Origin of the sequence: Citrobacter sp. RHBSTW-00944 (assembly GCF_013615435.1) — a bacterium.
Taxonomy (GTDB): Bacteria; Pseudomonadota; Gammaproteobacteria; order Enterobacterales; family Enterobacteriaceae; genus Citrobacter; species Citrobacter braakii.
On record NZ_CP055418.1, the window covers coordinates 2,765,028 to 2,788,417 of the forward strand.

Genomic DNA, 23,390 nt, shown 5'->3' on the forward strand with positions numbered 1-23,390 from the left:
AAAAGGTCGATCGCTGTGTGAGTCAGGATGCGGGAAGGTCTTCACTGCATCAGTAATCACACCAATCTGGTTAAACGGCAAACTAAGTGGTGGTAAAGACTGACATCGGCATTATTACTGTCACTGTGGAACATCACTCCGACTGGTTTACCCATCGCGTCATGGTAGAAAGACCCACATCCATAGCACCGGCCAGCAGCATCCCGGCCGACCCTGGCCGAAATGGTGGAGCAGATAACACCGTAGAACATGCCGGATGAGGTTTACCGATACACCGGTGTGCCAGATGCTGTCCTTTACCCTGCTGCGAGAAGCCGGTTTTCAAGCTCACCGTGGTGCTAGACTAGGGTTAATCAATACCCCGCGCCGTCGACGCGGGGATTACGCATTACGGGACGTTCACTGTAAAAGAGGAAAACAGACAGTTGCCTTCGCTTGCCTGGCCGTGCAGGTTTAGGGCCGCCAGCCCCAGTTTAGCACCCACCCATTTGCCTTTTCCGGCGGCAAAGGTGCGGGGCCAACTCTGCCATTCTTCGCCGTCGCTCCGCCAGCTAAAACGGCAAATGCCGCCTGCACCCACTTCGACGCGCAACTGGCACTGTGAACCGGCAAGCGGGGTTATACACTCAGTCTCTTCCCGTACCTGACCGCTGTCGCTCATCCAGCCGCACACCCACAGCAAACGGCAGGCATTATCGCCGTGTTCAAGCAATAATGCCGCGTAGCGCTCGCCATACACGATCAGGCCGCCGGCATCTCCCGACCGTGCGGTATCAAGCTGCAATGCCGTTTGTGCGCTGAATGTCCTGGCGGGGAATTTTTGCAGCAGCAGATTGGGCGACCAGTAAAGCGCCTCGCGCCGCACGGGCTGGAAGGTGAGATGAAGTCCACCACTGCCCGCTTTACGCCACTGTGGCTGCGGGTTGGCCTGCCATTGCCACTGTAAACCGGGTACACCGTGGTGAAAGTCATCGCTGGTTTGTGGGCCACCGTGCTCAGCAGCGAGCAATCCCGAAGGAGACGGGCACTGAGATACTGGCTGTCCGACACCCGTCTCCCCGATCTGCTCGCCGATGCGCGGCCAGTCATCATCTCCCCAGAACATCGGTTGCAGATGAACGATGCGGCCATAGATATGGGCATCCTGGAAATGGACAAACCAGCATTCCCCCTGCTCGCCCTCTACCCAGCCCCCTTGATGCGGCCCGTTAACCGGCGTATCGCCCTGAAAAAGCACATTACGCGTCTGCCATGGGCCCTGCATGTCCCGGGCGCGCAACACGGTTTGCCAGCCTGACTCCACGCCTCCGGCTGGGGCGAAGATGTAATACCAGTCGTTGCGCTTATAGACCTTCGGGCCTTCCAGAGTCGGTAAATCGCAGGTTCCGTCATAGAGAATTTGCCCTTCGCCGGTGACCGATTTGCCGTCTGGCGTCATCGGCAGCAACTGTAACTTATGCTTGATGCCGCTGCGGCTGTGGGCGAAGGCATGCACCAGCCAGGCCTTGCCATCGTCGTCCCAGAATGGGCAGGGATCGATCCAGCCTTTGGCCGCTTTGACGCAATGCGGAGGCTGCCACTCCCCCCAGGGATCCTGCGTCCAGGACATAAAAATCCCTTCATCTGGGGTGCTGAAAAAGACCCACAGCTTCTCATCATGCCAGCGAATCGACGGCGCCCAGGCCCCCTTACCCGGCTGGACCTCCTCATAGCCAGGCAGCGGCAGCGTTTGCAGAACATGGTTGATGATTGTCCAGTTCACCAGATCCGTCGAGTGCAACAGCGGCAAGCCCGGCATGTGGTTAAAGCTGGAGGCGACCATAAAAAAATCATTACCAACGCGAACGACGTCCGGGTCGGAATAATCGGCGCAGATAATCGGGTTGTGATACATCCTCATCCTCCTCAGGCTTTGTTCAGCGACACACACGTCACTTCTGGCGTAGCGTTATCAACAGGTGCTGCAGCCGTTTGTCGGGCCGACAGGTCGCGCTGGATAGTGGCCATGGTCTGATCATCAAGTTTATAGAAGCGCGACAACCACCACAGAACCAGGTAGGACAGCGATGGCCCGAGTGTCAGCAGGCCAATAATGCCCATGGTCGCCATCGGCGTCTGTTCCGCCACGCCGGACTGATAACCGAAGATTCCCAGGGAGAAACCGACCAGCGCTCCGGCGACAGCCATTCCCATTTTGAGGGCAAACAGGTTGCCAGAATAGGACAGCCCGGTTATCCGGCGGCCAAATTTCCATTCACCGTAATCGGCGGCGTTGGCCATCATGTTCCACTTAAAGGGCTGGTACATCTGATGGAAGAAGCCGACCAGGAAATAGAGTGGGAACACCACCGCAAGCCAGGTTGGTGGAATAAAGAACATCACCACACCAACGGCGACCAGCAGCAGGTTGATATTTTTAAACAGCGACACGGCCCGGTAACGTTTTGCCAGATACCCCGCTGCGATACTGCCAATAATGGTGCCGACGACGCTTGTGGAGACAAACGCGGATTTCATTGCCGTACCTGCAGCAGACGACACGCCATCCATCATCAGATAAGTGGCGTAGTAGAGCGTTGCGGCGCTGCGCATCACCCCAGCCATACTGGAAAAGAAGGTGATAATGGCGACAATCCGCCACTGATCGTTTGCCAGCAGCTGGCGAATATCTCCTTTCACATCTCCCTGATTTTCAACAATGGGGGCCACGCGCTCTTTGGTAGTGAAGAAACAGAACGCTAGCATTGCGATGGCGATAGCCCCCATGATGCCCATTGTCGCCTGGAAGCCAAATTGTTTATCGTCTTTGCCCAAATAATCGACCAGAAACAGCGTTGCGACCGAGACCATCAGCCCGGCCAGCGAGGAGATCGTAAAACGATAAGATTGCGCGGAGAGACGGTCTTTCTCGTCACGGGTAATCACCCCGCCGAGGGCGCAATACGGAATGTTGATAAAGGTATAACACAGCATCAGCAGAGTGTAGGTGATGTAGGCATACACAAGCTTGCCGGACGCACCAAATTCCGGAGTGGTGAAGGTCATCACCGCCAGCACCGCGTAAGGCACGGCGAACCAGATCAGCCACGGACGAAAATGTCCCCAGCGGGTTTTAACCCGGTCGGCCACAATCCCGGTCAGCGGGTCGGTAATGGCATCAAGCACACGCGTCACCAGAAACATTACGCCAACCGCAGCGGCAGAAAGTCCATAGATATCAGTGTAAAACCAGGTCAAAAACATGGTTACGGATGAATAAACAATCCCGCAGGCCGCATCCCCCATACCGTATCCTAACTTCTCGGCCACCGATAACTTATTGTCATGATTCACGATCAGTCCCCCCTGTATTAATGTGGATTTAACTGTATAAGCCCTTCCTTTTTGCGCGTATTGCTTTTTTTTGTTATGCGATTATGTAATTTGATAACTGAGAAAGTTGTCACACATCTTTCTAACTGGTATTACAGGCATAACTTTCATATGAAGCATTTAGCGGCCTCACAGCCACAAAACGCAGGCTAACCGCACCGGTTCAAGGTAGAGTCTTAGGACGTGGTGTAAATGGCCGAGCCTGATTTTTATTGGCATATGTGCCTGGTTACATCCGATTGGTGACCTCACGACCGCCACAACCGCGTATCAAACTCGCGCATTCGATACAGGGTTCGTCAACGGTTATCAGACCCTGGATGTACAGCCCGGTGCGGGGCGCAACGAACGGTATGCAGGTGATGAGCGCCTATGTCGAGACTGTTTTTGGCGTTTATGGCCGGGTGTTGTTGGCGGGGATCTATAGTGCTTAAACGCGGTTCAGAGCATGTCCCATCCCGTCAACAAAGTATCTGTCGATGCTCTGTTAGTGGAGAGACATGAAAGCCACGAAATCAACAAATGTTTAAAATAATAATTTTGTTTAATTTAAAGTTAAGTCATGCTACCGTGCTACTACACTTTCTTTAGGGCAAATCTGACACATGTCTATCGTACGCTACCCCACGACCAAGCCTTTTCCCTTTTCAGACGCCGTGCAGGTGAACGGGTTTGTTTTTCTTTCAGGCCATGTCGCCATGAGCCCCGAAGGTGAACCGTTGTATGGATCTGTCACCCAGCAGACCCGGCATATCATGCACGCCATCCGGGAAACTCTGGCGCGGGCGCATACGACGCTGAACCACATTGTGAAAGTCCAGGTTTGGTTAAGCAGCATGGAGCACTTTAGCGAATTCAATGTTGCTTACAGCGCGTTCTTCCCGGAAGGTTTCCCCGCAAGGAGCGTCGTCACCAGCCACCTTGCATTTGATTTAGACGTCGAAATAGAAGTCCAGGCCGTTGTCTGATGGAGAGAGCAAAATGAAAGACGAACGTGAACGTTTAATCACTATTTTGACGGCTTCGCTTGAGGCATTGAGAACCACGCTTCCCTTAAACACAGAAGCAGTTCTGCATGACCTTACCCGCCCCGAATCGTCCGTGATAAGCATCATTAATGGACACGTCAGCGGCAGGAAAGCCGGTGATGCGCTGTTGTCCGGCCCGGAAAATGACACGGGATTTTTAGGTTTACTGGATGCTTCGCAGCGTGTTTCCAGTCAGGTATTCAGTGGATATACCACCACCACTCTCTCTGGCACCACATTGAATAGCGCATCGACGATTTATTACAGCAAGGACGGCGTGCCGTTAGTAGCTTTTTGCATTAACGTCGATATGGATGTGGTATCAAAACTCAAACGCGACCTGGACTATTTACTCCATCCGGCCGCCGCGGCTGAAACGCCGGAAAATCCGCTAGCTGATATTCAGGATAAATCTCTGGATGACGTTATTTCGAAATTCAGACCCACGGGTTCAGAAAATAAAATTGATTTCAGAAAACGGGTTATTTCTGAAATACATGCTCAGGGCTTTTTCAAGATTAAAGGCAGCGTTAATCATGTCGCTAAAGCGCTGGGCGTCACCCGATACACCGTTTACAACTATCTGGATAAATTAAATGACAAAGTCTGACACCACAGTAATTCCTTTTTATCAGGTTGATGCTTTCACCTCTCAACCTTTTGGCGGCAACCCGGCGGGCGTTTGTCCGTTAACTGAGTGGCTGCCTGACACTGTTCTGCAAGCCATCGCCACGGAGAATAATCTTTCTGAAACCGCGTTTTTTGTGCCGTTCGAGGAGGGTTATCAACTGCGCTGGTGTACGCCTGCGGTTGAAGTGGATTTGTGCGGTCATGCCACTCTCGCTGCATCCTGGGTGCTGTTCAACAAGCTTGGCTACCAACAAGAAACTATCAGCTTCCACACCCGCAGCGGCCTGTTGACGGTGAGTAAGAACGGGGACGAACTCTGCATGGACTTCCCGGCTAAATCGGCCATGAAGATTGATACTCCTGATGGACTGCCGGCAGCCCTCGGCATTACCGCCGGTGTTATCGGGGTGTGGAAATCGGACGATCTGATTGTACTGGTCGATGACAAAAATATCATCGACGGGCTTAATCCTGACTTCAACAAGCTGGCGGTATTCGACACCCGCGGCGTGATCGTGACCGCCGCTGATAACCAGTTTGATTTTGTGTCCCGTTGGTTCGGCCCGCAGGTCGGCGTGAACGAAGATCCAGTCACCGGGTCGGCACACACTTTCCTCGCCCCGTTCTGGGCGGCGCGTACGGGTAAAAATGTCCTGACCGCTCAACAAGGCGGGAAGCGTAAAGGGGCGTTGCGCTGTGTAGTTCGGGATGACGGGCGCGTGGAATTGCATGGCTTCGCTCGTATGACCATCGAAGGAATATTCCAGTTGTAATAACGATGTATGACCGGAACGGTGACCAGGCATATAATGACCACGCCTTCCAAAGCATGATGTTTATATAAAATAAGAGTTAATAATGACAGCAAACACCAGACTTTCATTGCCAGAGACAATGGCTCTTGGCGGGATGACACTTGCGCTTTTTTTGGGTGCAGGCAATATTATATTCCCGCCGCTGGTCGGCATGCAGGCGGGCGCAAACGCCTTTAATGCAGGCTTTGGCTTTATCATCACAGCGGTTCTGTTCCCGGCGCTGGCGATTATTTCCCTTGCCATTAATGGCGGAGATATCGCGGAATTAACGAAACCCTTAGGCAAATGGCCGAGCCTGATTTTTATTGGCATTTGCTTTTTAACGCTGGGGGTTTTATTTGGTACGCCACGCACCGCGACGATTAGCTACGAAGTCATCACCGATGGCGCAGCTAGTTCCCTGATGCATAAGATTATATTTTCCGCCGCGTTCTTTGGCCTTGCTGGCGCGACGCTGGCTAAGCCGGGGAAAATGCTGGAAATCGTCGGTTTCTTCCTTTCGCCCATTAAAATTAGTGCCCTGATTTTTATCGGCATATGTGCCTGGTTACATCCGATTGGTGACCTCACGACCGCCACAACCGCATATCAAACTCGCGCGTTCGATACAGGGTTCGTCAACGGTTATCAGACCCTGGATGTGATCAGTGCGCTGTGCTTTGGCGCCATTATCACCCACACGCTTAAACAGCGCGGGATCCACCATCCGCGGGGCATCTTTACCCATTCCATCGCCGCAGCCTTTATCGCCGCGGCAGGTCTGGCCGTGATTTATATCTGCTATCTGTCGATGGGGTCCCACAGCCCGGTGCGGGGCGCAACGAACGGTATGCAGGTGATGAGCGCCTATGTCGAGACTGTTTTTGGCGTTTATGGCCGGGTGTTGTTGGCGGCGATCATTACCCTCGCCTGTCTGGTCACGGCCATTGGTCTGACGACCGGAACGGCGCGCTATTTCAACCAGACGACCGGTGCGTCTTATGGGCTGCTGGTGACGCTCTCCCTGATGGTGTCAGCAGCACTTGCCGTGCTGGGACTGAATTCCCTCACCGCAATGGCGGTTCCCGTGCTGTGCGCCATTTACCCGGCTGCGCTGGTCGTGGTCGCGCTGGGCATCGTTAGAAAATGGACAGACGTGCCGACGAATCTGTATCAGTTGCTTTTCTATAGCGCCCTGGCAGTGGGAATAATGAGCTTGTTTGTAAAATCCTGAATGAACAGTCGCAAGTTCGGAAGATGTCTTTTCATTTTCGCTCAAAGCAGACCAGGCAATCAGTTGGCCTGTCTGCTTCGAGTCAGAAGCTAACATCGATAAAAAATAACTTAATGGTCGAGCTCCACCAACTTCAGACCTTAGATTGCGTATTCAAAGTTTGAGGGTAAGACAGTCACAACGGACATATAGACTTAACAGGCCGTATATATTACAAATTTAAGATCATTTTTCTCTCATAAAGTAAGGGCCTATCCCATGTCTTTAATCATACGACAAGCAACATTAGCCGATTCGGGATTACTAAATGAGCTTGGCTACCGCTTCTATACTGCGCACTTTAAGCATATGTGGAAGTCAGAATCAGAATTTGATAATTATTTGGAGGGTGAATATTCACTTCCTGTTATTGAGCAGAGTATTAATGATAAAAACATTAGCTGGTATATAGTTGAAATCGAGCAGCCGATTGGTTTTGTGAAGCTGACATGGCAAGCAACTATCCCGAATACAGACATCAGCGGTGTTTTACTTAATAAACTCTACCTTGCCCCAACCAAAACGAATCAGCATTACGGTCAACTAATGTTTAATAAAGTCATAGATCTTGCCCGAAGTCAGGGGAAAAAATATTTATGGCTGGAGGTTCTTGAACAAAATGAACGTGCTCAAAAATTCTATAAAAAGCAGGGAATGAAACACATCAGCGACATCATTTTCGAAACAAATTCACAGAGGAGCATACTCAAGTTAATGGGGATGTGTATATAAGGCCCGCTCTTCGCTCAGACCCGTTACCCTGACACGTGTGCAGCCTGGCCTTCATTCATAAATTCTCAGTGTATCGATAACTGCTCGCAGAGCGGGAGACACATTGCGGTGCGGATAATAGAGAAATGAGCCTTCCAGGCGTTGACTGTAGCGTTGTAATACTCTGATGAGCGAACCCTCTTCTAAATCATCGGACACCAGTTCTTCCGGAACATAAGCCAGCCCCAGCCCCAGTCTGGCGGCTTTGGCTTCCATATAACTGTCAGCAAAAGCCCATTGTCCCTGCGGCTGATGCGTTATTTTTTTACCATCCTGTTGAAGCTCCCATGTATAGAGGCTTCCATCGCCAAATTGATAAGCGATGCAGGGATGAACCGCCAAATCTGCCGGGACTTGTGGAAAGCCATAGCGGCGAAAGTGTTCTGGCGTACCAACAATGGCCATCTCCATGTCGGGGGAAATACGGACCGCTATCATGCCACCGCCAACTTCCGGTCCGAGACGTACACCGGCATCGAATCTTTCCGCAATAATATCGACAAACCGACTTTCGCTAATGAGTTCCAGCCGGATGTCAGGATAGCGTTGCTTAAACACCGCAAGCTTTGGCAGGAGCAGTTTATCAATAGCGTGCTGACTGGCATTAATCCGTACCGTACCTGACGGGGACTGGCGATAATGGGCCAGCGTGGCAAGCCCCATATCTAAAGCGTCGAATCCTGACTCAATGGTCCGGTAGAGTTGTTCGCCGGCATGTGTGAGCGATAGCCTACGCGTAGTGCGAGCCAGAAGCTGAACGCCCAGTCTTTCTTCAAGTTCGCGTACAGAACGGCTTATACCTGATTGTGCCAGGCCGAGTCGTTGCGCCGCAGCGGTAAAACTCCCTTCCCGCACCACCTGCATGAACAGGTATAAATCATTATAGTTTTCCCGTTTCGCCATCACGTTTCCCTCGCTATCGCATCACCATTTAGAACAATATGGTATTAATTCTAGCAATTTTACCCCTCTAATAAGCACTATTACTGCTCACTATAATGCTCGCATTGCAACAAAGCACAGCAGTGTTGTCCGTATGAAACCTGTATCTATCACGTTTTATGAGGGGATTTTGATGACTGCCTTCACCAAAAAACTGACAGCCGCGATACCAGCCATGCTGCTCTGCGCATCATTAAGTGGAGTTACAACGATGAGTTATGCCAATACAACCAATCCGAACGCGCCAGTTTCACTGGTCGAGACATGGGATAAAACCTTCGCTAAAAGTACGAAAATTAATCACCGTAAAGTGACCTTTCAGAACCGCTTCGGGATCACCCTGGTCGGTGATCTCTACATTCCAAAGGATCGCGGCGAGCGCAAACTGGCGGCCATTGCCATCAGCGGGCCTTTCGGCGCGGTGAAAGAGCAGTCCAGCGGTCTGTATGCGCAGACGTTGGCTGAGCAGGGATTTGTTACCCTGGCTTTTGACCCTTCATATACGGGGGAAAGCGGTGGCTATCCACGTAACGTTGCCTCTCCGGATATCAACACCGAGGATTTCAGCGCGGCTGTTGATTTCCTTGGCCGGCAAAAAGAGGTTGATCGAAATCGTATAGGATTACTGGGTATCTGCGGATGGGGCGGGATGGCCTTAAACGACGCCGCGATGGATACCCGCGTGAAAGCGGTGGCGACCAGTGTGATGTATGACATGAGCCGTGCGATGGGGCATGGCGTAGGTGATGGTAAAGACCGTTATACCACTGCGGATCGTCGCGCCGTATTACAGTATCTGAACGCACAGCGCTGGGAAGATGCGAAGAACGGAGCTTTCGCGCCCGGCGGGCATGACATTTATGTTGATGAAAAGGGGAACGTCAGTACGTCGAAACGTATTCTGCCAGAAACGTTACCCGCAAATCCCAATCCGGTTCTGAAAGAATTCTTTGATTATTATCGCATGCCGCGTGGTTTCCATGCGCGTTCGGTCAACTCAACTGGGGCCTGGAATGCGACGATGCCGCTGTCATTTATGAATATGCCGCTGCTGAGCTACGCCAATGAAGTCACTATCCCCACGCTTATCGTGACCGGCGAAAAAGCCCATTCACGCTATTTTGCTGAAGATGCCTTTAGGGCGATCGGCAGCAATGAGAAAGAGCTGGTGATTGTCCCGGGGGCAAATCATGTTGATCTGTACGACAATGTTGCGGGTAAGATTCCGTTTGCTAAATTTGAGCAGTTTTTCAATACCAACCTAAGATAACCGCTCCAAGCCGCCTGATATTTACAGGCGGCTGTAAAACGCCTGTAGATCATTTTCATCCATGTTTTGACGTGATTTCCTGAATGACGTCTGTCCGGACTGCGCCTGAACCTTGCCGATTCGATATTAAGAGATCTGATAATGTCCACAGTAAGACTAAAACCACATTACGAAAAAAAGCATGCGCATTGGGGGGGCGTGTTTGCCATGACGCTGTGCGTGTTTGTGCTGATCGCTTCCGAGTTTATGCCGGTCAGCCTGCTTACGCTTATTGCCAGTGATTTACACATTACCGAAGGGCTGGCTGGCCAGGGAATTGCAATCTCTGGCGCGCTGGCGGTCATTACCAGCCTGACTATCTCCCATATTGCCGGAGATCTGAACCGAAAACATCTCCTGCAGGGGCTGACGGTTTTAATGGCCATATCGGGGATAGTCGTCGCCCTGGCACCCAGCTATCCGGTTTATATGCTGGGGAGGGCCCTGCTTGGGGTGGTCATTGGTGGATTCTGGTCCATGTCTGCTGCAACCGCCATTCGGCTCGTTCCGCAGCATCAGGTTCCCCGCGCGCTGGCGATTTTTAACGGTGGGAACGCGCTGGCTACCGTTGTAGCGGCACCGCTTGGCAGCTATCTGGGGACGACCGTGGGCTGGCGAGGGGCTTTTTTATGCCTCGTTCCCCTGGCTATAGCCGCGTTCATCTGGCAGTGGGTCAGCCTGCCATCGATGGAAAGCGATAAAAAACAAAAATCCCAGAGATCTATGCTTCGTCTGTTCCGCATCACCATTGTCCCTGCGGGACTCCTGGCCTGCGGGCTCTTCTTCATGGGGCAGTTTGCCTTATTTACCTACGTGCGCCCCTTTCTTGAAACCGTAACCCGCGTAGGCCCTTCTGGTCTCTCTCTGATTTTGCTCGCAATAGGCGTGGCGGGTTTTGTCGGCACACTGGCCGTATCAATATTCCTGAACACAAGTTTTTATCAGACTTTAATCATGATCCCCCTGCTTATGGCAGCGACTGCCGGGGCGTTACTTCTGGTTGGACACAGCATCTGGGCTGTTGCCGTATTGCTCAGCCTGTGGGGACTACTAGCAACGGCTGCGCCAACGGGATGGTGGACATGGATAGCGCGGGCACTACCCGAAGATGCAGAGGCGGGTGGTGGCTTAATGGTTGCGGTGATCCAGCTATCGATTGCCCTGGGTTCAACGGCAGGTGGGTTGGTATTCGACACTCTGGGATGGCGCAGTACTTTTGGCTTGAGTGGTTTCTTACTTCTGGCGGCGGCAGCAATGACGATTGTCACATCCCGTCAAAACAGCAAAGCAAACTAGAACTATCCATTCATTTCTGGCGTGCTCTCTGTCATGGCATACGGCAGAGAGCCGAGTGTCCGCCCTCGCTGATCGCGGGCCTTTAGCCCAGTTATCTTCTATTTTTTCACCAAATATTTTCGCATCAGTGCATTTTGTAATGTCACTCCGCGACAGGCAGGAAACCCACGTTCCACAACATGAAAGCCGTGTCGTAGAAAGAACGCCTCCGCAGCCTTACTGACATTTGAAGTCAGTTCGCCAATTCCACGTTGTCTGGCTTCTTCATGAATGCGATTCATCAGTAGTGTCCCTACTCCCTGTCTCGGGTAGGTTCCCGAGACAAAGAAATGGTCAATGTACCCATTTGGCTGAACATCTGCATATCCAGCTATTTCACCATCCACTTCAACAACAAAGGGGCGTAATTCCTTCATGTGATTGGCCCATTGTTCCGGGTCGATATCCGTTGGGGCCCACGCATCTATTTGTTCCTGTGTGTAATAGTGTGATGCGAGGGTATGTACAGAAGATAAAAAGACGCTGAACAACGAAATTTCATCTCCATTACTAAACCTTCTGATTTTCATAAGACCTCGTCAGGAGAGTGACTTGTAGAACAAGTCCATTTTTGGTGCAGCGGAGCGTCAGCTCCTCGCGGTGAGTTTAATGGGTCAATGCAACGCTATTCTTAATCAAGGGAGATGCTCAGGCAACGCCGTTGAGTCAACATCAAACCATCGGCCTGTGGCGGTAATGTCGCTGCGCCACGGGTAAGACTTTTTCCAGTTGAGTATGTAATATTGACTTATTGTGTAAAAAGATTACTTTTCAGGACATGAAGAAGATACTCATTATTGTTCCCGATGGCGGTATGCTGTTTGAGTCCGCCGGTATTGCCGACATTCTGATGCAGGCCAACCGCCTGCATCCCAAAGGCGCTACGAAGACGTGTTACCAGGTTCAGTTAGCGACAACGCAACCGCATCAGGTGATCCATGGTCAATCCGGCCTAAATCTACTGGCAGATCATCGCCTACATGAGATAGATCCTCGCGAACCTCTCGATACCATCATCATCACTGGCAGAGGTCAAAACCCGCAGGAAGGAATTGCGGTGGTTGACTGGCTACGCCTTGCCGCTCCCCACGCCCGCCGCATTGCATCCATTTGCGGCGGCGCGATGCTGCTGGCAGAAACCGGGCTGCTGGACGGCAGACGAGCCACCACCCACTGGAAGCTACTGGAAACTATGCAGGCAGAATTCCCTAAGGTGCGCGTCGAAAGCGGTCCGCTCTATATTCAGGACGAACATATCTGGACATCAGGTGGCGTCAGTTCCGGCTTTGACCTGACGTTAGCGTTAGTTGAAGAGGATTACGGCTTCAGTCTGGCGCGCGACGTCGCTCAGGATTTCGTCATGTACCTGCGCCGTCCCGGGGGACAACTCCAGTTTAGCCGCTACAACCTTCAGCAGACCAGCACCCTGGGCCCGATTAACGATCTGCTCGCCTGGCTGCTTGAGAACCTCACCGCCGATCTCAGTGTGGATAAACTGGCGGAAAAAGTCGCCATGAGCCCACGTAATTTCACCCGCGTGTTTACCCGAGAAACGGGCGCATCACCGGCACGCTACGTGGCCGAAGCTCGTCTGGCCGCTGCACGACAGCGTCTGGAGCAGACCAACGAGACGCTGGAGCGTATCGCCGAACAAACAGGATTTGGTAGCAGCATTAACCTGCGACGGCTGTTTGAAAAACAGCTTCACCTGACGCCTGGTGAATATCGTCAGCGCTTTCACTGTCGTAAAATGGCGTAAAGTGATCCTTATTTGTCATTTACGCCAACTCGTGACCGGCCTAAATTTACTCCAGAGACAACAGATAAGGAGTTCATCATGGTAAAGGTCGGTATTAACGGTTTTGGCCGTATCGGACGTAACGTACTGCGTGCTGCACTGGGTAACCCGGAGATTCAGATCGTGGCAATCAACGATCTGACAGACAGTAAAACGCTGGCGCATCTGCTGAAATACGACTCGCTGCTCGGTAAACTCGACGCCGACGTCACCGCCGGTGAGGGGCAGTTGGTGGTTAACGGTAAATCTATCACCGTGTTCAGTGAACGCGATCCAGCCAACATCCCATGGCGTCAGCGTGAAGTCGATATTGTCGTTGAAGCAACCGGCTTCTTCACTGAACGTGACAAGGCGGCGGTGCATATCCACAGCGGTGGCGCAAAACGAGTGATTATCTCCGCCCCCGGTAAGAACGATGATTTAACCATCGTGATGGGCGTTAACGATCACCTCTACTCCGCGGATAAACACTTTGTCGTCAGCAACGGTAGCTGCACCACTAACGGTCTGGCACCTGCCGCACAGGTTTTGCACCAACATTTCGGCATTAGGCATGGTTTGATGAACACCACCCACGCCTATACCAACAGCCAGGCGCTGCACGACCAGCCGGAAAAAGATCTTCGTGGTGCCCGCGCCGCTGCATTATCGATTGTGCCCTACTCCAGCGGTGCCGCGAAGGCGCTTGGCAAAGTCATCCCGGAGCTGGATGGTCGCTTAACCGGTTACTCGCTGCGCGTACCGGTTCCGGTGGTGTCCATTGTCGACCTGACCGTAACGCTTGAGCGGAATGTAACAGCAGAGGAGGTCAATAATGCGTTTCGTGACGCCGCCGCGACAGGGCCACTGAAAGGGATACTCGGCTACAGCGATGAACCGCTTGTCTCAAGCGATTACCAGGGTGACCCGCGCTCATCCATCATCGACGGCCTGTCAACGCTGGTGATTGGCGGCAATATGGTCAAAATTCTGGCGTGGTACGACAACGAATGGGGATTCTCTAATCGCCTCGTCGACCTGGCACTGCTAATGGCAAGGCACGAACGCTAACCCCCTGCTCTCAGACTCTCTCTAAATCCACGCCAGGCGTGGATTTTTTTATATCTGTCATGTGTTTGTCGCAGTGACAATCGCCCACAACGTCACGTCCCCCATTTTTAGTCGTCACCTAACGATGCTGCTGGGGTGACGCGTTTAAAAACGTTAGCGATAACCCGACAAAATAATAAATCGCCAGCACTTCAACGGTCAGTTTATTAATCAGACAGTTGCGACCATAATAAAATGAGTAATGCGATCTTATTTGAGGATTCCGGCATGATCACCTTTTATCAACTTACAGCCACCCGTCTGCATGGTGAGCCCGTCTCTATGGCCGACTACGCTGGCAAACTGGTTCTGGTGGTCAATACTGCCAGCCATTGTGGCTTCACGCCGCAATATGCAGGCCTCGAAGCGCTTTACAAGAAGTACGCCGCGCAGGGTCTGGTGGTGCTTGGCTTCCCCTGCAACCAGTTCGGTAATCAGGAGCCCGGCGGGGCCGACGACATCTCGCAAACCTGTCACATCAACTACGGTGTGAGCTTCCCGATATTTGAGAAAGTGGAAGTCAACGGTGCTGCTACGCATCCGGTGTTTCGTTACCTGAAAAACGAATTACCCGGCGTGCTGGGTGGGCGTATCAAGTGGAATTTCACTAAGTTCCTGATCGGGCGTGACGGCAAACCGCTCAAGCGTTTTGCGCCGTTCACTACCCCTGAGAAAATAGAAACCGCGATCCTTGCTGCGCTTAAAGTCTGAGCGCACCTGTCATTCAAACCGTCCCCATTATGCCCCTGCTCACTGTCTGAATAAAAAACACGCTGCAAAATCAACAAAATATAATCAACTTGCTTAATTACTCTGCAATCGCGTGAGTTCAGGAAGAAAAATGCTATTTCCCTCTTGCCTCATTCGGTCTGTGCCGCTAATATTCGTCCCCGTTGTCACCTACAACGTTGCGTTCATAGCTCAGTTGGTTAGAGCACCACCTTGACATGGTGGGGGTCGTTGGTTCGAGTCCAATTGAACGCACCATCTTGCGTCCGTAGCTCAGTTGGTTAGAGCACCACCTTGACATGGTGGGGGTCGGTGGTTCGAGTCCACTCGGACGCACCAAATTATTTCTATGATTTGGTGCTATTTCCCTTCGTTACACCTCATAATTTCTTTTTATTCCCCTGTTCGTAGCCTTAAGCTTGATCATTACTCCGTATGATGCTGGCACAAAGCGATAGGCCAAAGACTTCTAAACGCTATGCTCAGCGCGTATCATTTATCCTCTTCGCAAACCTTTTTCGCCAGAGATCGGATACCATGCCCTCTTCCATTATTCTGTTTGCCGCGGGCAGTTTACGCCTGGCATTTGCCCCTTTAATAAGCCAGTTCTCGCGCCATAGTGGAATAGACGTGAAAGTGGAATATGGTCCGGCCGGTTTATTACGCGAGCGTATTGAAGCCGGTGAACCGTGTGCGCTCTTTGCCTCAGCCAATCGGGAGCACCCGCAACGCCTGCTGGCTTTGCAAAAAGCTGTCCTCACGCAAACCTTTAGCTGGAATCAACTGAGTCTGGTCAGCAACCGAAACGGCGCCTGGCTGGATTTGTTCCGCGACCCAACGCTACGAATAGGTACATCCACGCCCGGCTGCGACCCTTCCGGAGACTATACCTGGGCATTTTTCGACAATATGGATGTACTGGAGCCAGGACTCGGACAACAGCTTAGGGCGCGCGCCATCCCGCTGGTTGGTGGGCGTGATACGGTGAAAATCCCGTCTGGTGAACTGGCGAGCACCTGGATCCTTCGCCAGGGACTGGCCGATCTGTTTATCGGCTACGCGCATTACGCGAATACGCTGCGCGCCCAACCCGACGTGCATTATGTAGCTATCCCTGATGAGCACAATATTCGCTGCGAATACCAACTGGCGGTGCTCGACGCATCCAACGAGGTGATGGCGCTGGTTAAATTCATGCTCTCCAACGGCGGTCAGGCGTTTCTTACCGCCGCCGGGTTTTTACCTCTTAACGACGAACAGAAAACAGCGGTGCGATAAACGGCGTCGGGTGGTTCTCCACACGGAGTTTTCGCAGCGGTAAGCCATAGGCCTGGAACAGATTCTCTTCCGTCACAATGCTGTCCGTTGGCCCTGCCCGCCATTTTCCTTCGGGGAGCAGCAGCAAAGTATGGGTGGCTATTTGTAACGCATGCAGCGGATCGTTGGTCGAAAAAAGAATGCTGCATCCTTGTAGATGGGCCAGATCGCTGATGAGCTGAAGCACCACCTGCTGATTGGCGAGATCCAGCGCGGAGCACGGCTCATCAAGCAGCAGCGTTTGACACTCCGTCACCAGCGCCCGGGCTATCATCACCAGTTGCTGTTGCCCCCCGGAAAGTGAGCTAAACGAGTGGGAAGCAAGCTGGGCAATATTTAACTGCTCCAGCGCCTGGGTCGCTCTTAGTTGATCCTGATTGCTGGGTTGCGCAAAAAGCTTCACGTGCTGTGCCCGCCCCATCAGCACCACGTCGCTCACCGTATAAGGAAATGGCAGGTGGCAATGCTGCGCCACAATCCCTATCCCGCCGTCAATTTCAATGCTGCCGTCCAAAGCTGGTAGCGTGCCGGTTAGCGTATCGAGCAGCGTACTTTTACCCAGGCCGTTACGTCCCAGCACAGCCCAGATCTCACCTTTCTGGCAACTGAATGTAAGCGGCTCAAATAGCGGCGCGCGATACCCATAGGTAAGCGTATTTACACGCAATGCGGCAGGTTTCATGATGTCCCCCGGCGGCTGGAGCGGATGAGTAAAAAAGCAAACAGCGGCGCGCCGAATAATGCGGTGATGATCCCAAGCGGTATCTCCGCGTGCATCAGGGTACGCGCAATATCATCCACCACAATCATAAAACCGCCTCCCATCCAGAAGGCGCACGGCAGTAGACGACGATGATCAACCCCCACCAGCAAACGCGCCAGATGCGGAATAACCAACCCAACCCAGGCGATACTGCCGCTGACCGCTACCTGAGCGGCAACTAAAAAAGCGCAGCACAGCAAAACGCTGCGTCGCAGAGGAACCACCGCGACGCCTAGCGATCGGGCATCTTTATCATTGAGTGATAACAGGTTTATCCGCCAGCGTAGCTGATACAAAACTGTCGCAGCGATACCGACTGGAATCGCCAACAGCAGAACTTTATGCCAGTTAGCCGTCGCAAAGCTGCCGAGCAGCCAGAACACGATATTGGGTAACGTTTCTTCGGTATCAGCCTGATACTGAATCAGGCTCACCAGCGCGGCAAAAAAACCACTCAAAATGATACCCGACAGGATCAGCACCAGCGTATTCTCCAGCCCCTGCAGCGCAGCAATGGCATACACCAGGACCAGCGCCGTCAGACCGAAGAAAAACGTTGAACCCATCATCAACCACGGCGACAGGCCGAGCAGAATAGCCAGCGTTCCGCCAAAAGCGGCCCCGGACGTCACGCCAATAATATGCGGGTCGACCAGCGGATTATGAAATACCCCTTGCAGCGTCGCGCCACATAACCCCAACGCCCCACCCGCTAGCAGCGCCATCAGAATTCGCGGTAGCCTGACCGTCCAGATAACCTGACCGGCAATCCCTTCAGCGTCGCTATAGTGCATCAGGTGATAAAAGACTTCTCTTAACGACAGCGGATATTGTCCGAGGCACAACGAACCAAGGCCCAGCAACAGGACCGTCGCGATTAAGAGTGGTTGCTGGAGTAAAATGCGCTTACTTAACTGCATCAGGCTGCCAGTTCACACGATAAAAACGCTGATAGTAGTCTTGCGCCTGCGCATCAACATCCACGTCTTTATAGGCGTCCGGGTACAGTTTTTTGGCCATCCACAGCTCACCAATCGCCAACGCTTCAGGCATCGGATAGCCCCAGGCTTTGGCGTACTCAGGCATCAACCAGACGCGATGATTTTTCACCGCATCAATCCCCTGCCAGTTAGGATCGTTTTGGATCTCCGTTACCACCTGCGGGTAGCGATCCTGAACAAAAATTACCTGCGGGTTCCACGCCAATACCTGTTCCAGCGCAACCTGATGGGCGCCTTTTACACTGGCAGCCGCCACGTTTAGCCCGCCCGCGTGCTGCATCATGAGTCCCGTGTACTTCCCGGAGCCGTAAGTCATCAGGTCGGGGTTAGCCATATAAATACGGACTTTTTGCGCATCCGGGATTTTTGCGACCGGCGCATTGAATTTTGCCCGCGCCGCAAAAACGTAGTCGATCAACGTCTCCGCTTGCGGTTTGCGCCCCACGACGTCCGCAATCAGGCGAATCCCCTGTTTTAACCCTTCGTTGTAGACCTGCTCTTCATCAGCCATGGTCGGGTTCATTTTATTCTGTTGCCCGGCTGCATCCTTGCGCAATGAGATAGCCACGACCGGAATACCGGCGTTCTGAATCTGCTGGATCATCTCCGCTGGCGCATAGTTGGCGACAAAAACCACCTGTGGATGAATCGCCAGTAGGCTTTCAATATTCACGCTGGTGAGATCGCCCGGCGTCGGCAATGTGGCAATTGTCGGCATAAAGCGCGCAAACTCAGGCCCGAGCTGTTTTTTCCAGCTCGACATCACGCCAATAATGTCCTGCTGAGCATTAAGCTGGACCAGAATATTCAGCGTCTGGTGTTGCAGCACGACCACTTTGTCGACGTGGTCCGGAATCGTGACCTGACGACCAAGCTGGTCGGTGATCGTACGGTCGGCCTGGGCAGAAAACGCAAACAACATGCTGGCGCATACCAGCACAAAAGAGCGGAAAGTTAACATGGGATACCATCTGGATAGCGGAGTAAAAACGATGTGTATTAAATTATATAACGATATAACAGGCAACCCATTCGCGATAAATACCGCACGACACACGAGGAAGATCAATTTATGCCGACAAAAAAAGCCGACGGTGATGACCACCGTCGGCTGTGGGTAACACTAGGACTAACGGATTATTTGGTTGCCGCTTTAATGATATCGAGCGCTTTGGCGAACTGATCCTGCGGGATCGTCAGCGGATAAAGGAAACGAATAACGTTGCCATACTGACCACAGGTCAGCAGCAGTAATCCTTGCTCAAGGGCTTTCTTCTGCACGCGTTGTGCGGCGGCTGCGTTGGGTTCTCCCGTCGCTGCGTCACAGAATTCAGCGGCGATCATAGAGCCTAAGCCGCGCACTTCGGCCAGTTCAGGACACCCGGCTTGCGCGTCAGTCAGTGTGGCGCGCAGTTGTTCGCCGAGAGCTGCCGCACGCTGGCACAGCTGTTCATCACGAATGATATCCAGCACCGCATGAGCTGCCGCAATTGACAGCGGGTTTCCGGCGTAGGTTCCGCCCAGACCACCCGGCGCAGGCGCATCCATAATTTCAGCTTTGCCCACGACGCCAGACAGCGGCATGCCGCCTGCAAGGCTTTTTGCCATAGTCATCAGGTCAGCTTTATCAGCGTAATGGTCCATCGCAAACAACTGGCCCGTACGAGCAAACCCGCTTTGCACCTCATCGGCGATCATCACGATGCCATGCTCGTCGCAAATACGGCGGATGGCAGCCACAAACTCCGGCGGCGCCACCACGAAGCCCCCTTCCCCCTGGACGGGCTCGAAAATAATCGCCGCGACCTGAGTGGGATCGATATCGGCTTTAAACAGGCGCTCAATCGCTTTGATGGAGTCCGCCGTAGAAATCCCCTGCAACTCGCAAGGATACGGTGCGTGGTAAACGGAGCCAGGGAACGGGCCGAACCCTTTTTTATACGGCGCCACCTTGCCGGTTAACGCCATCGTCATGTAGGTACGCCCATGAAAACCGCCGCCAAAAGCAATAACGCCAGGACGGCCGGTATGTGCGCGCGCAATTTTCACCGCATTTTCGACCGCTTCAGCCCCGGTGGTGAAAAATGTGGTTTTGCGCTTGCCGTCGATTGGCGCAACGGCGTTGATTTTCTCCGCCAAAGACACATAGCTTTCGTACGGGACAATCTGATAAGCCGTATGGGTAAAAGCCTGCAGTTGCGCTTCGACTGCCTGCACCAGGCGAGGATGACGGTGTCCGGTGTTCAGCACGGCAATCCCGGCGGCAAAATCAATGTACTGATTGCCTTCGATATCGGTAATTGTGCTGTTTTCTGCTGACTGGGCATAAAAATCACACATTACACCCACGCCACGCGGGGTGGCATCCAGACGACGTTGTTGCAGGTTTTTATTGTTCATTCTCTACACCTTGTCCATTAATACATTTAGGTTGAATTACCCTTTAAATTTAGACGCCATCTGGTACTTTAATCGAGAGCCAAATTGTTTTATTTTAAGGATCCAAATGCGTTCACTTGCCGGAGATGTGATCAAGCAGGCATTTAGCCAGCAGACCGATGAAAAGCTGCATCGTCGCCTGTATGCCGCCATCTGCAGTTGCATCCTCGAAGGTAGCCTGAAACCGGCGACCCGAATGCCTCCGTCGCGTGACCTGGCAGGCGAACTGACGCTATCGCGCAATACCGTCCTGCGGGTTTACGAGCAATTGCAGGCCGAAGGTTATATTTCTGCGCGCACCAGCAGCGGCACATTTGTCACCGACAGCGTGCTGGACAATCTTGACCTGCGTCCCCACAAAGAGCCCGTTGCCGCCACACTGGAGGATCACACCCGCTTATCTGCCCGCTGCCTTGAGCTGCTGGGCCATGCCAGCGCCAGCCCTCGTCAATGGGGCGCATTTATTCCAGGCGTACCTGATGTGGAGCATTTCCCTCACCGGGTGCTCAAAAAAATTCAGGATCGGCTGGCGAGACGGTTACGCCCGGAGTTTCTCACTTACGATGCCGCAGGCGGCGTGACTGAGCTGAAAGAAGCACTGGCAGACTATCTGCGCACCGCACGCGGGGTACGGTGTTCACCGGAGCAAATTCTGATTACTGAAGGTATTCACCAGGCGCTGGATCTGGTGACCCGGACGCTATGCAACCCGGGGGATAACGCCTGGATTGAGGAGCCGGGCTACTGGGGAATCAAAAATATTCTGCGCATCAATGCGGTTAACTTTTCGGCGATCCCGGTTGATGAACAAGGTATGGTGCCGCCGGAGGCTGGCGAATCTGCGCCAAAGCTGATTTTTGTGACACCGTCACATCAATATCCGCTCGGTTCGGTAATGAGCCTCAACCGCCGTCGGGCACTTCTCTTTCGCGCACGTGAAACGCGAAGCTGGATCGTGGAAGATGACTACGACAGCGAGTTTCGCTTTTCCGGCCAGCCAATTCCATCATTGCAGGGACTGGAAGAAGAGACGCCGGTCATCTATATCGGGACATTCAGTAAAACACTCTATCCCGCACTGCGGCTCGGGTATGTGGTACTGCCCAAACCGCTCGCCGCGCCGCTGAAGAAGGTTCATAACGACCTCTATCGTGGTGGACATTTGCTGATTCAGGCAGCGCTGGCGGAGTTTATCCGCGAGGGTTACTACGCGGCGCACATTCGTAAAATGCGCCAGTTGTACAGTCGTCGCCGCCAAACGTTGGTGGAGCTTATCAGCCGCCAGTTGGGCGAGCAGTATCTTGGCTCCTTCAGCAGCAACGCCGGGCTGCACATGATTCTACAGTTGCCCGTCGGGAGCGATGACGTTGTCATTGCCCAACAGGCAAATGCGCAAGGGCTGCTGGTGCGCCCGCTGTCTCGCTATTACGTGAATGAAGAGAAACGCAGCGGCCTGCTGCTGGGATTTGCCAGTATCGAAGAGCATGAAATGGCGGCGGCGTTTACCCGACTGGTGGGTATTATCAGAGTAAACGCCGTTTAAGCACTGCCGGATGGCGCTGCAAGCACCTTGTCCATCCGACATGCTGTTTAATGTGACGCTTTTTTAATCCCTGCCAGGTCCTCCTGGCTTACTTCGCCATTCCCTTCTCCCCAACTTTTACGCACGTAATTAATCACGTCGCGCATTTCGTTGTCGCTTAACATGCCACCGTAAGCCGGCATCTTAAAGGAGACGCTGCCACGCGTTGTCGGTGTTTCTGCGCCGTGGGCAATCACTCTGAACAGCGGCGTCGGGTCATCAACCATCACCAGCGGGTTGTTGATCAAAGAAGGGACGTTATCATCCGTACCTTTCCCCTCCAGACCGTGACAGGTGGAGCAGTAGCGGTTATAGGTCACTTTGCCCGCCTCGGGTGAATTCGACCAGGACACCGTAGTTGCCGCTGCGCGCACCGTTTCAGGCTTCTCGCTTTTCAGGCTCAGCAGATATTGCGCGATCGCCGTGGCATCGTCATCGGTCAGATACTGTGTACTCTGCGTAACGACTTCAGCCATCGAACCTGAAACCGCGGCATGCTTGCTTTTACCGGTCAGCAACAGCGATTTTAATTCCTGCTCAGACATTCCCGTGCCGCGCAGCGAAGGCGCATACCAGCCGTCGATCATCGCGCCGCTCAGGTACTCGGCATCAGCATTGGTATACGCTTTTTCGTTCATCGCCATGCCTCTCGGGGTATGGCAAGAACCGCAGTGTCCGGGACCTTCCACCAGATAAGCGCCCCGTTTTACTAACGCAGCGTTGTCATCCGTTTTTGCACGTTCTACAGCCGTCGCTGGCGCGTCGGTAAACAGCCAGTTCCAGATATGCAGCGGCCAGCGGGCGGAGAGTAGCCACGGAATGGCATTCTCTTTATTGGGCTGCGCAGAGGGGGTGACATCATGCATAAAATAGCGATACAACGCCTGTACATCGTCATCAGAAAGTTTCGCGTAAGAGGGATAAGGCATGGCCGGATAGAGCGGATGACCATCTTTGGCAATTCCCTGACGTACGGCCTTGTCAAAATCCTCGAATGAGTAATTACCAATACCCTGGGTTTTGTCTGGGGTAATGTTGGTCGAATAAATATCCCCTACCGGAGTAGGAAACTTTTTGCCACCCGCCATCGCCGCCCCCCCTTCGGTGGTATGACAGGCCACACAGTCAGAGATACGGGCGATATATTCGCCATTAGATTCCGCTGCACTCACAGAGGCGGTAAACAAACAGGCGGCAAGAACGGTTACATTACGCATA

Annotated in this window: 22 protein-coding genes and 2 tRNA genes; 15 read left to right on the forward strand and 9 right to left on the reverse strand. The window is 52.9% G+C overall.

Annotation, left to right across the window (positions count from 1 at the left end):
• Window positions 1–388 precede the first annotated feature (388 nt).
• Both HV334_RS13300 and HV334_RS13305 read right to left on the reverse strand, forming a co-directional pair.
• A complete protein-coding gene (locus HV334_RS13300; protein ID WP_249415021.1) occupies window positions 389–1,894 on the reverse strand; it encodes a glycoside hydrolase 43 family protein in 1,506 nt (501 codons plus the stop codon).
• Window positions 1,895–1,905: 11 nt separating this feature from the next.
• Window positions 1,906–3,333, reverse strand: coding sequence for an MFS transporter (locus HV334_RS13305; protein WP_047500561.1), 1,428 nt, complete (start codon window positions 3,331–3,333; stop codon window positions 1,906–1,908).
• Window positions 3,334–3,610: 277 nt separating this feature from the next.
• Between HV334_RS13305 and HV334_RS13310 the strand changes: the two genes are divergently transcribed.
• From HV334_RS13310 to HV334_RS13335, 6 genes are all read left to right on the forward strand, one after another.
• Window positions 3,611–3,799, forward strand: a complete 189-nt coding sequence (locus HV334_RS13310) for a hypothetical protein (RefSeq protein ID WP_235426916.1) — start codon at window positions 3,611–3,613, stop codon at window positions 3,797–3,799.
• A gap of 178 nt (window positions 3,800–3,977) precedes the next feature.
• On the forward strand, window positions 3,978–4,340 hold the full coding sequence (locus tag HV334_RS13315; protein ID WP_032947028.1) for a RidA family protein: 363 nt from the start codon (window positions 3,978–3,980) through the stop codon (window positions 4,338–4,340).
• Between the two features lie 13 nt (window positions 4,341–4,353).
• Window positions 4,354–5,010 (forward strand): PAS domain-containing protein, encoded by a 657-nt coding sequence (locus tag HV334_RS13320; protein WP_103766259.1) that lies wholly within the window; start codon window positions 4,354–4,356, stop codon window positions 5,008–5,010.
• On the forward strand, window positions 4,997–5,803 hold the full coding sequence (locus HV334_RS13325; protein ID WP_181220474.1) for a PhzF family phenazine biosynthesis protein: 807 nt from the start codon (window positions 4,997–4,999) through the stop codon (window positions 5,801–5,803). The genes HV334_RS13320 and HV334_RS13325 overlap by 14 nt, the downstream gene beginning before the upstream one ends.
• 85 nt (window positions 5,804–5,888) lie before the next feature.
• Window positions 5,889–7,058, forward strand: a complete 1,170-nt coding sequence (brnQ, locus tag HV334_RS13330; RefSeq protein ID WP_141875147.1) for a branched-chain amino acid transport system II carrier protein — start codon at window positions 5,889–5,891, stop codon at window positions 7,056–7,058.
• Window positions 7,059–7,316: 258 nt separating this feature from the next.
• On the forward strand, window positions 7,317–7,829 hold the full coding sequence (locus HV334_RS13335; RefSeq protein WP_016156401.1) for a GNAT family N-acetyltransferase: 513 nt from the start codon (window positions 7,317–7,319) through the stop codon (window positions 7,827–7,829).
• A 51-nt stretch (window positions 7,830–7,880) separates the two neighbouring features.
• Here HV334_RS13335 and HV334_RS13340 read toward each other — a convergent pair whose 3' ends face one another.
• Entirely contained in the window at window positions 7,881–8,771 is an 891-nt protein-coding gene (locus HV334_RS13340; RefSeq protein ID WP_016152950.1) for a LysR family transcriptional regulator, read from the reverse strand.
• A 172-nt stretch (window positions 8,772–8,943) separates the two neighbouring features.
• Between HV334_RS13340 and HV334_RS13345 the strand changes: the two genes are divergently transcribed.
• Window positions 8,944–10,080 (forward strand): alpha/beta hydrolase, encoded by a 1,137-nt coding sequence (locus HV334_RS13345; RefSeq protein ID WP_049281907.1) that lies wholly within the window; start codon window positions 8,944–8,946, stop codon window positions 10,078–10,080.
• Window positions 10,081–10,221: 141 nt separating this feature from the next.
• Complete coding sequence (locus HV334_RS13350) at window positions 10,222–11,415, forward strand: MFS transporter (protein WP_047499603.1); 1,194 nt, start codon at window positions 10,222–10,224, stop codon at window positions 11,413–11,415.
• A 98-nt stretch (window positions 11,416–11,513) separates the two neighbouring features.
• On the opposite strand, the gene HV334_RS13355 is transcribed toward HV334_RS13350, so the two are convergent.
• Window positions 11,514–11,984, reverse strand: a complete 471-nt coding sequence (locus HV334_RS13355) for a GNAT family N-acetyltransferase (protein WP_019076706.1) — start codon at window positions 11,982–11,984, stop codon at window positions 11,514–11,516.
• Between the two features lie 248 nt (window positions 11,985–12,232).
• On the opposite strand from HV334_RS13355, the gene HV334_RS13360 reads away from it, so the two are divergent.
• The 6 genes from HV334_RS13360 (at window position 12,233) to HV334_RS13385 (ending at window position 16,348) form a co-directional block, all read left to right on the forward strand.
• Window positions 12,233–13,213 carry a helix-turn-helix domain-containing protein gene (locus tag HV334_RS13360; protein WP_153690405.1) on the forward strand — a complete coding sequence of 327 codons (981 nt, stop codon included), beginning with the start codon at window positions 12,233–12,235 and terminating at the stop codon, window positions 13,211–13,213.
• 78 nt (window positions 13,214–13,291) lie between these two features.
• The gene (gene gap, locus HV334_RS13365) at window positions 13,292–14,302 is read left to right on the forward strand and encodes a type I glyceraldehyde-3-phosphate dehydrogenase (protein ID WP_181220475.1); all 1,011 of its coding nucleotides are present in this window, start codon (window positions 13,292–13,294) and stop codon (window positions 14,300–14,302) included.
• Between the two features lie 267 nt (window positions 14,303–14,569).
• Window positions 14,570–15,052 carry a glutathione peroxidase gene (locus HV334_RS13370; RefSeq protein WP_137352083.1) on the forward strand — a complete coding sequence of 161 codons (483 nt, stop codon included), beginning with the start codon at window positions 14,570–14,572 and terminating at the stop codon, window positions 15,050–15,052.
• A gap of 199 nt (window positions 15,053–15,251) precedes the next feature.
• Window positions 15,252–15,328 (forward strand) — tRNA-Val (locus HV334_RS13375).
• Window positions 15,329–15,332: 4 nt separating this feature from the next.
• Window positions 15,333–15,409: transfer RNA gene (locus HV334_RS13380), tRNA-Val, on the forward strand.
• 198 nt (window positions 15,410–15,607) lie between these two features.
• On the forward strand, window positions 15,608–16,348 hold the full coding sequence (locus HV334_RS13385; protein ID WP_181220476.1) for a substrate-binding domain-containing protein: 741 nt from the start codon (window positions 15,608–15,610) through the stop codon (window positions 16,346–16,348).
• Here HV334_RS13385 and HV334_RS13390 read toward each other — a convergent pair.
• The 4 genes from HV334_RS13390 to puuE all read right to left on the reverse strand — a co-directional run bounded on the left by HV334_RS13390 (window position 16,317) and on the right by puuE (window position 20,551).
• Entirely contained in the window at window positions 16,317–17,069 is a 753-nt protein-coding gene (locus tag HV334_RS13390; protein WP_181220477.1) for an ABC transporter ATP-binding protein, read from the reverse strand. The two genes, HV334_RS13385 and HV334_RS13390, sit on opposite strands and share 32 nt — an antisense overlap.
• Entirely contained in the window at window positions 17,066–18,070 is a 1,005-nt protein-coding gene (locus HV334_RS13395) for an iron ABC transporter permease (protein WP_047499609.1), read from the reverse strand. Before HV334_RS13395 ends, HV334_RS13390 begins: the two co-directional genes overlap by 4 nt.
• Complete coding sequence (locus HV334_RS13400; RefSeq protein ID WP_181220478.1) at window positions 18,057–19,112, reverse strand: ABC transporter substrate-binding protein; 1,056 nt, start codon at window positions 19,110–19,112, stop codon at window positions 18,057–18,059. Before HV334_RS13400 ends, HV334_RS13395 begins: the two co-directional genes overlap by 14 nt.
• Window positions 19,113–19,288: 176 nt before the next feature.
• Complete coding sequence (puuE, locus tag HV334_RS13405; RefSeq protein WP_046274906.1) at window positions 19,289–20,551, reverse strand: 4-aminobutyrate transaminase; 1,263 nt, start codon at window positions 20,549–20,551, stop codon at window positions 19,289–19,291.
• Between the two features lie 106 nt (window positions 20,552–20,657).
• On the opposite strand from puuE, the gene HV334_RS13410 reads away from it, so the two are divergent.
• The gene (locus HV334_RS13410; protein WP_046274905.1) at window positions 20,658–22,133 is read left to right on the forward strand and encodes a PLP-dependent aminotransferase family protein; all 1,476 of its coding nucleotides are present in this window, start codon (window positions 20,658–20,660) and stop codon (window positions 22,131–22,133) included.
• Between the two features lie 47 nt (window positions 22,134–22,180).
• On the opposite strand, the gene HV334_RS13415 is transcribed toward HV334_RS13410, so the two are convergent.
• A complete protein-coding gene (locus HV334_RS13415; protein WP_181220479.1) occupies window positions 22,181–23,389 on the reverse strand; it encodes a cytochrome c in 1,209 nt (402 codons plus the stop codon).
• Window position 23,390 lies beyond the last annotated feature (1 nt).